This window comes from Parafrankia discariae (assembly GCF_000373365.1).
Lineage (GTDB): Bacteria > Actinomycetota > Actinomycetes > Frankiales > Frankiaceae > Parafrankia > Parafrankia discariae.
In genome coordinates, this window is sequence record NZ_KB891120.1 from 1 (window position 1) to 7,167 (window position 7,167).

At 67.0% G+C, this 7,167-nt stretch carries 7 protein-coding genes; 6 read left to right on the forward strand and 1 reads right to left on the reverse strand.

Annotation, left to right across the window (positions count from 1 at the left end; all coding sequences use genetic code 11):
• Positions 1-289 precede the first annotated feature (289 nt).
• Positions 290-1,051, reverse strand: a complete 762-nt coding sequence (locus B056_RS0105850; RefSeq protein ID WP_018500960.1) for a GntR family transcriptional regulator — start codon at positions 1,049-1,051, stop codon at positions 290-292.
• A gap of 529 nt (positions 1,052-1,580) precedes the next feature.
• On the opposite strand from B056_RS0105850, the gene B056_RS0105855 reads away from it, so the two are divergent.
• The 6 genes from B056_RS0105855 to B056_RS0105880 are packed head-to-tail and all read left to right on the forward strand — an operon-like array spanning position 1,581 to position 7,087.
• Positions 1,581-2,438 (forward strand): hypothetical protein, encoded by an 858-nt coding sequence (locus tag B056_RS0105855; protein WP_035750263.1) that lies wholly within the window; start codon positions 1,581-1,583, stop codon positions 2,436-2,438.
• Positions 2,439-2,458: 20 nt separating this feature from the next.
• Positions 2,459-3,481 carry a glycosyltransferase family 2 protein gene (locus tag B056_RS0105860; RefSeq protein WP_018500962.1) on the forward strand — a complete coding sequence of 341 codons (1,023 nt, stop codon included), beginning with the start codon at positions 2,459-2,461 and terminating at the stop codon, positions 3,479-3,481.
• A complete protein-coding gene (locus B056_RS35325) occupies positions 3,481-4,371 on the forward strand; it encodes a phosphotransferase (protein WP_018500963.1) in 891 nt (296 codons plus the stop codon). The genes B056_RS0105860 and B056_RS35325 overlap by 1 nt, the downstream gene beginning before the upstream one ends.
• Before the next feature lie 60 nt (positions 4,372-4,431).
• Positions 4,432-5,619: a glycosyltransferase family 4 protein gene (locus B056_RS0105870; protein WP_084647102.1), complete on the forward strand. Its 1,188-nt coding sequence runs from the start codon at positions 4,432-4,434 to the stop codon at positions 5,617-5,619.
• Complete coding sequence (locus B056_RS0105875) at positions 5,616-6,797, forward strand: glycosyltransferase (protein ID WP_018500965.1); 1,182 nt, start codon at positions 5,616-5,618, stop codon at positions 6,795-6,797. Before B056_RS0105870 ends, B056_RS0105875 begins: the two co-directional genes overlap by 4 nt.
• Positions 6,788-7,087 (forward strand): hypothetical protein, encoded by a 300-nt coding sequence (locus B056_RS0105880; RefSeq protein ID WP_020572326.1) that lies wholly within the window; start codon positions 6,788-6,790, stop codon positions 7,085-7,087. The genes B056_RS0105875 and B056_RS0105880 overlap by 10 nt, the downstream gene beginning before the upstream one ends.
• The last annotated feature ends 80 nt before the right edge of the window (positions 7,088-7,167 follow it).

Below are 7,167 nucleotides of genomic sequence, written 5' to 3' on the forward strand. Positions count from 1 at the left end.
GGTCCCCAAACTCACCTACATTCGATCTTGACCCGAAGATCGAATGGTCCCCGTTCTCACCTACATCTGGTCCCCGTTCTCACTTGCAAAGCCAGCAGGAGGAGATCGATCCTCGATCGTGGCTGCCCGGGGCTACTGCTCAGGGGGACTGCCAGGACGCCGACCCCACCAGCCCGGAGGGCGGCGCATCACACGCTGGTTTGCGGTGTTGGATACCCGGGCTCCCGCGCGGTCGCGTTACGTTCCTGCCAACTGGCGACACTGACCTGGGGGACGGAGTGATCACCCGTCAGGTGACCGCGAGGCGGTACGCCAGCACGGTGCGATGCCCTGCCATGACGATGTCGGCCGTCTCCACGGGCCGGTCGCCCACGTAGTAGGTCCGCTGCTGCCGCATGACCGACACCCCGGGCGGGAGTTCGAGCGCTTCCACCTCGTCGGCCGTCGGCGGCCTGGCGGTCAGCTCCTCGGCGACGGAATCGATGTGCAAGTCGATCAGATCGAACCGCGCCACCACGCCTACGGCGGCGCCGTCTTCGGGGAGCTCGATCGGGGTGCCTTCGGTAAGGGCCAGCGGCTCCCAGGAGATCGCGGTCTGGATCGGCGTGCCGTCGTAGCGGTACAGGTAGCGCGTCACCATCACGGAGTCGCCAGCCTCGATACCCAGCCGCGCAGCCACGATCTCGTCCGCCGTCTCGCGGACGGATGTGTGATCCCAGGACGCGCGACCGCCGGTCGCGGCCACGGAGCGAGCGAACGGGGACGTCGACTCACCGGAGGCCGGCCGGACGCGGCGGTGGAACTCGGTGTTAACCCGCCGAACCGATGGGCGCTCCTGGACGTATGTCCCGGCCTGCCCGCGAGCGACGATGAGCCCGTCCGCTTGAAGTTGGTCCATCGCGCGCCGCAGCGTCTCGGAGGCAACACCGAATCGGGCCTGCAGGGTTCGCTGCGGCGGCAGCCGGTCGCCGGGCTGGTAGGCCCCGGACTCGATCTCCTCGCGCAAGATCGCCGCGATCCGCTGGTAGGTGTGGCGATCGGTCGGCGACATGCCCTAGAGCATATCCTCCGCCTCGGCTTAAATCCACATGTCCTAGGGTGTGGATATGTCCTAGGACATGTGTTACTGTTGGTACAGGCCGAAGCACCTGAGGCCGGCATCTGATATCCAACCGGGATATTGCCGTAAAGGTGGCGGCGCGGGGATAGCCTCTCGCTTTCGAGGCGCTGACCGTTCGTCAGTTCTGTAGTTAGAGAATCCTATGGCTGCTTCTTTGTAAGGATCTCCGTCCTTGCCGGCTCGGTGTAGACCATCTTTGATTGATTTTTCGGCTCTAGAGATTCCGCATTATGTGTTTATTGAAAGTCTAGTCGACGGAGAGTGTGGAATGAGTGAATCCGTGCATTTGTGCTACATGCTGACGCCTACGCAAACCGTTCAAGTCGAGGTTCCAGACACAGCGCAAGGGAGGTCAACCCTAGCCTATCTAGATGAGTTCTACCCTCAGGAACAACGCTCTGTTGGAACCGAGCCAACGTGGCGGTTCGACGCCGCCCTCGGTAGCCCTGGACGGGGAGGAGTGGTCGATGAGTTCGGCGTATGGTCCCGTCTCGATCACGAGCGTCGAGTGCTGATGATCCGGACCGAAAATCAATTTGACCTTCAGGTTTCGCTACGGAAGAGGCTCCGTGAAGTGTTTCTGGAGGCGTGTGAACTCCACTCTCACGCAATGCTGCACGCCTCAGCAGTACTGAGTCCCTCGGACCGTCGGGGCAGTCGCACCCTGCTGGTCGTTGCGGGTGAGGAGCGGGCAGGTAAGACCGAGCTTGCGGTTCAGCTGCTGCTGCGCGGGTGGCAGCTTGTCTCCAACGACCATTTGATCGCCTACCTGGTCGACGGGTCCACCCGCAGTGGCGACCCGGCAGCCAGGCTCGTCGTGGTAGGTATGCCAGCGGTGATCTCCGTGCGAGTGGACACCTGGGCACGGCTCGCCGACCGGCTGCCTGAGCCCATCGACCGTCAGGGCGTCACGCTCGACGAGGTGACCACGCTTACTGAGGGGCAGCGACGGGACTCCGACGCGGCGGTGCTCTACAGCTATCGCCGCCTCGGCCAGACCAGTCCTCGTTTCGTCACCCTCAACGACAACGTCCGTCCGGTCATCGTTCTGGCCCGACACAGCGACCATCCCGATCACGTTCCCACCGCAGCCTCCGATCCGGTCGCCACGCTGCGGACGCATTTGCGTACCGACTGGCATGCTGGGGTGGGGTTCACTCCCCGGTACGCGCCAGACCTGACCGCCCGTTCGGCTGCGGAGCTTGCCACTGACGCCGCTGCGCTCCTGACCGCACTCGCCTGCCAGGCGCCTGTTCTTACATGGGCGCATGATGGCGACCCGAGCCCGCTGCTGGCCTACCTAGCTGGCGGTGCGTGATGACAACTCCGCTAGTCAGCGTGATCGTGCCGACGTTCAACCGGCCGGACGTCTTGCGGAGCGCGCTGGCCAGCGTCTCCGCGCAGACGTTGCTCGCCGAGGACACCGTGGAGATGGTCGTCGTAAACGACGCTGGTACCGATGTCACCGACGTCGTCGCGGTGACCGACGCCTTCACGGACATCCTCGAACGCGCCGGGGGTAAGGGGCGCTTGACGGTGCGCCTGCTGACCCTGGCCGCAAATCGGGGCCTGCCGGCAGCCCGTAACGTCGCGCTGGAGGTTGCCCGTGGACGGTGGGTGGCGTTCCTCGACGACGACGACTTGTGGTTGCCTGACCATCTACGGGTGGTGGTTGCGGCTGGGGAGGCAGCGGGTGTCCAAGTCGCCCACGCCACCTGCCTGGTGGCGGACCGGCGCCTGAGCCTGCTCACTGCCCCACTCGCGGTCGCCTCGGGCGCCGGGGTCCGCTTCGACCAGCCTTACGACCCGCAAGCGTTGTTGGTGTCAAACATGCTTCCCATTCATGCGGCCGTGTGCCGGCACCCATTTGAGTCCGGGGTGCGCTTCGACGAGACCGTCCGCGTACAGGAGGACTGGAGATTCTGGCTCGACCTTGCTGTCGGGCGGGGCTGGCGGGGTATCCATGTCAACACCACAACCGCGATCTACCACCGGATTCCCAGCGATGCGGCGATGACCACGTGGGCCAGCAACGCCGCTGACCGCGATGCTGCCGTGACCAGTGCCCGCGCGTTTGCTGACGGTGCCCGGACGGTCTGGGCGCGCTGGCCGGTACCACCTGGAAGCCCAGCAGCCACCGGACGCGCCTGGGTGGATGCGATGTACGCCGCGATTGGAGAGCGGATGGCCGTCGGCGGTCCGGTCGGCCACTACTACTACGAGCAGACCGTCACCGCCATTCACCTCGGTTTGCGGGGCCTGCTCGACGATGGGGAGGTCCGTAGCCGCATCCGCAGCTACGTGAACGGCACACCAGCGCGTTCAGCCCGACAGGGAGCCCCCGGAGAGGCTCGATCCTGATGAGCACCGACGCACCCTCGCAGTGGGAGGACAGCGGCCTGAACGTCGACCAGGCGCGACAGGCACGGCAGCACTACCCGGACTTCCACCCACGGCAGACGCTGGCGGTCACCGGGAAGGCGATCCTGCTCGCCGGTACCTACCGGGGCCAGCCTGCCGTCCTGAAAGTGCTCACTGACCACGCGCGACTGTGGCGGGAACGGTTCTCTAGCGAGACCGCCACCTATGAGGCATTCACCGCCACGCCGCCGCCGGTGCGCACCCCGGCGATGCTGGCGCCGCCCGCATCTGGGCTGCTGCTTATGGAGCGGCTTTCCGGTCAGGCTGCGGCCCGTCATCGCTACCCAGACACGCTGCTATCCGCACCGGCCACTGATGCCCTCCTCGGCGTTGCGACCGCGCTGGGGAGCTGGACGGCACCAGCCGCCTTCACGCCCGCCATCGACTACCCGCAACGAATCATCCGCTACGGACCGCAAGGGCACGGCGTGCTCGGCGCCGACACCGTCGCAGCACTACTGCGCCTGTATGAGCGGGTTGCAGCGCATGCCCGGTGGCGCTTTGCCCACGGGGATCTGCTGCCCACCAACGTTCTGCTCACCGATACCGACAGCCCGGCAGTGCTCGACTGGGAATACGCCGGGCTCTACCTTCCCCGCTACGACCACGCCCTGCTGTGGATCATCCTCTCGGACGATCCGGACCTTCAAGCCCGCATCGCCGACGGCCCCGACGACGACGCCTTCTGGCTCAACGTCGCGCTCCTGCTCGCCCGGGAGATCCGGATCCACTGCGACGAGGCCGACAGCCACCCGGCCATCGCCGCGCGTCTCAACCGCCTCGGCCCATTCGCTGTCGAGGTCAGCCGCGAAATCGCCGCTCGGCTCTGAAACGGTCCGCGTTCTGCGGACCCTGTCCCCCCTGCTCGTGCCCCGGTTGGGAGTTCCTTCATGCATGTCGTCTGCGTGCACCGTGATCTTCATGCGGTGACCCGTGGCGGGATCTGCACGGTCTACCGGCAGCTCGCCCACGCGCTCGCTACCCATGGACACCACATCACGCTGATCACACAGGAGACACCGCACCCTCTGCCCGCCCACGCCGTGACAGCGGGTGGCGGCACGATTGATGTCGTCACCCTGCCCCGCACTGGGTACGACCCCAAGGCGCTGGCCGCGCACAGTCGGGCTGTCACCGCCGCTGTGAATCGGCTCGACCCCGACATCGTCGAGTGCTCCACCTGGGAGTTCGAGCTGCTCGACTACGCCCAGACCCCGGCCCGCCGGGCGCCGGTGGTGGTGCGCGGAGACCTCAGCGCCGCCACCATGAATGCCCCGATCCTAGCCGCGGGCGAGCAGCAGCTACTCGACCACGCCGACGCGGTCCTCGCGGTCAGCGACTTCGCCGCCGCCGACCTCCACGCGGCCTACGGTGTCACCCCTGAGGTCGTCGCCAACGGCGTCGACACCGCCCGCTACCATCCTCGGCCCGACCCCGGACCGGTGACAGGCGGCTTCGTGGTCACCGTCGATCGGACCGGGCAAGTCACCGCCCGCCGGCCGTTGCCAGCCGCGATGATCGACGATCCATTGCTCGCGGCCTGGACTGCGCCGGCCGACCGGCCTACACCCGTCAGGCTGATCTGGGTCGGCAAGGCCACCACGATGAAGGGGTGGGACCGGCTGGAGGCTCTCGCCCCCCGCCTCGCCGGACGGGCCTCGATGCTCGTCGTCCTCGGCCACGGCCAGGTTCACTACCCGGTAACACTGCCCGATCATCCCCACGTCCGGATCGTGCAGGACCTCTCGGATGACGATCTTCCCGCCCTGTACCGGCGTGCGGACTGGCTTCTGTCCACCAGTCGCTGGGAGGGATACGGATTGGCGATCGCCGAGGCGCTGGCTTCTGGCACCCCGGCCCTGCTGCCCGATCATCTTGGGGTCGCCCCGGAACTCCTTGCAGCCGGCGGCGGGGCTACCTACCACAACTACGATGATGTGCTCGCTCAGCTCGCACGTCCTCGATCAGGCGCGGCACCATCCGGCGGTTGGCTTCCGGCGCACATGCGCTGGACCATCAACGGCGAGCACACCCTCGCCGTTTACCGCCGGCTACTCGCCTCGGGGCGGCGGCCATGACTCGGATCCTCCTCGTCGGCCCCCTCAGCGAAGGTACCGACGGCGGAAGCCTGCCACCCTACCTCGACGTGCTCACCGCCGCGCTGCGCCGCGTGGGCGCCCACGTGGAGCGGATCGGATCGACAGGTATTCCCTACGACCGGGATCTCGACGCCATCTGGTCGCCGTCAAGGCTGCTCCTGGCGGCCGGGACCCTCGCGGACAGGATCGACGCCCTTGTCGCCACGCAGCCCATCGATGTGATCGCACTTCACTTCGGCAACCTGGAGATCGAGCAGCTCCTGCCCGTACTGTGGGCGCGGCGGAACCAGTCGGCATCGTGGCCGGCTGTCGTCATCCACGTCCACACCCTCATGCCGACTCTGTTCGCTGACCATCACCCGGACCCAAGCATGCAGCGTGCCGTGCACGCCGCACCCGCCGCCGCCGACGGGCTGGTCTACTTCGGCGACTACGCCCGTCAGGCGTTTGCCAGCATGGTCCCGGCGGATATGCCGATCACAGTGGCACCCCTGCCCACCACCATCCCGCCGGGCACCCTGCCCGCGCAGGAGGGCGCGGTCGCAGACGCCGTCACCAACCTGTCCGCCTATCCCGGCCCGCTGGCTACCCTGTACGGCTACGCCGCCCCGTGGAAGGCCCCTCGGCTGCTCATCGAGGCACTCTCCCGCATCAGACGCCCGCTGCGGGTACTACTAGCCGGACCGCTGTGGGATCAGCCCGATCTTGCTGGCGTGCGCCTGCCGCGGCCAGGTCACGCCTCCGTCGTCGGGGTCAGCCGCCTCCAGATCGCCCCGACCTATCTGGCTCCGGCGGACCGGTCGTTGCTCGTCGCCTCCAGCACCCTGGCTGTCTTCCCCTACGTCGCCCATCGCGCCTTTCAGGGATCAGGCGCGATTGCCGACTACCTCGCGCACGCCGTACCTGTCGTCGCCACCGACGTAGCGAACATGGCGTCCCTGGTCTCCTCGGCCGGTGACATCGTCGCCCCCGAGGACCCGGACCGGCTCGCCGCCGCCCTCAACCGGTACACCAACTCTGAACATCTGACCCGTCGGGCATCCGCAGCCGCCGACCGGGCTAACACCTTTCATCCCGACACCCATGCCGCCGCCTGCCTGGCGTTGTACGCCCGCGCCGCAGCCCGGCGCCGGTCGAAGGCGAGGCGATGGACGTGACCGATCACAGCAGCGCCACCCGGCATGAAGCCAACCCACCGCAGGAAACTGACGCCTCGGCGGCCGTGGTGGTTCAACAGAGGGCGAATACTGCCGCTATGGAACTGACCGTGCCGGCGTTGACTAATACCGTGGTCGATCTGGGACGTCTCGCGCTCGCGTTCGGCCGGATCACCCGCCTGGCCAGCCACCCCAATGGCGGGCCGGCCGAATCCGACACCGACCACACGGTGATGCTGGGGTGGGTAGCGTGCTCCCTGGCAGTCGCGCTATATCCCAATACCGCTTGATTAGCCTGTCGAGAGGATCGTCCAGCCTGACACGCCAACGGATGCTCCCTTATCGATAAACCTCTGGACTCGGCATGCGG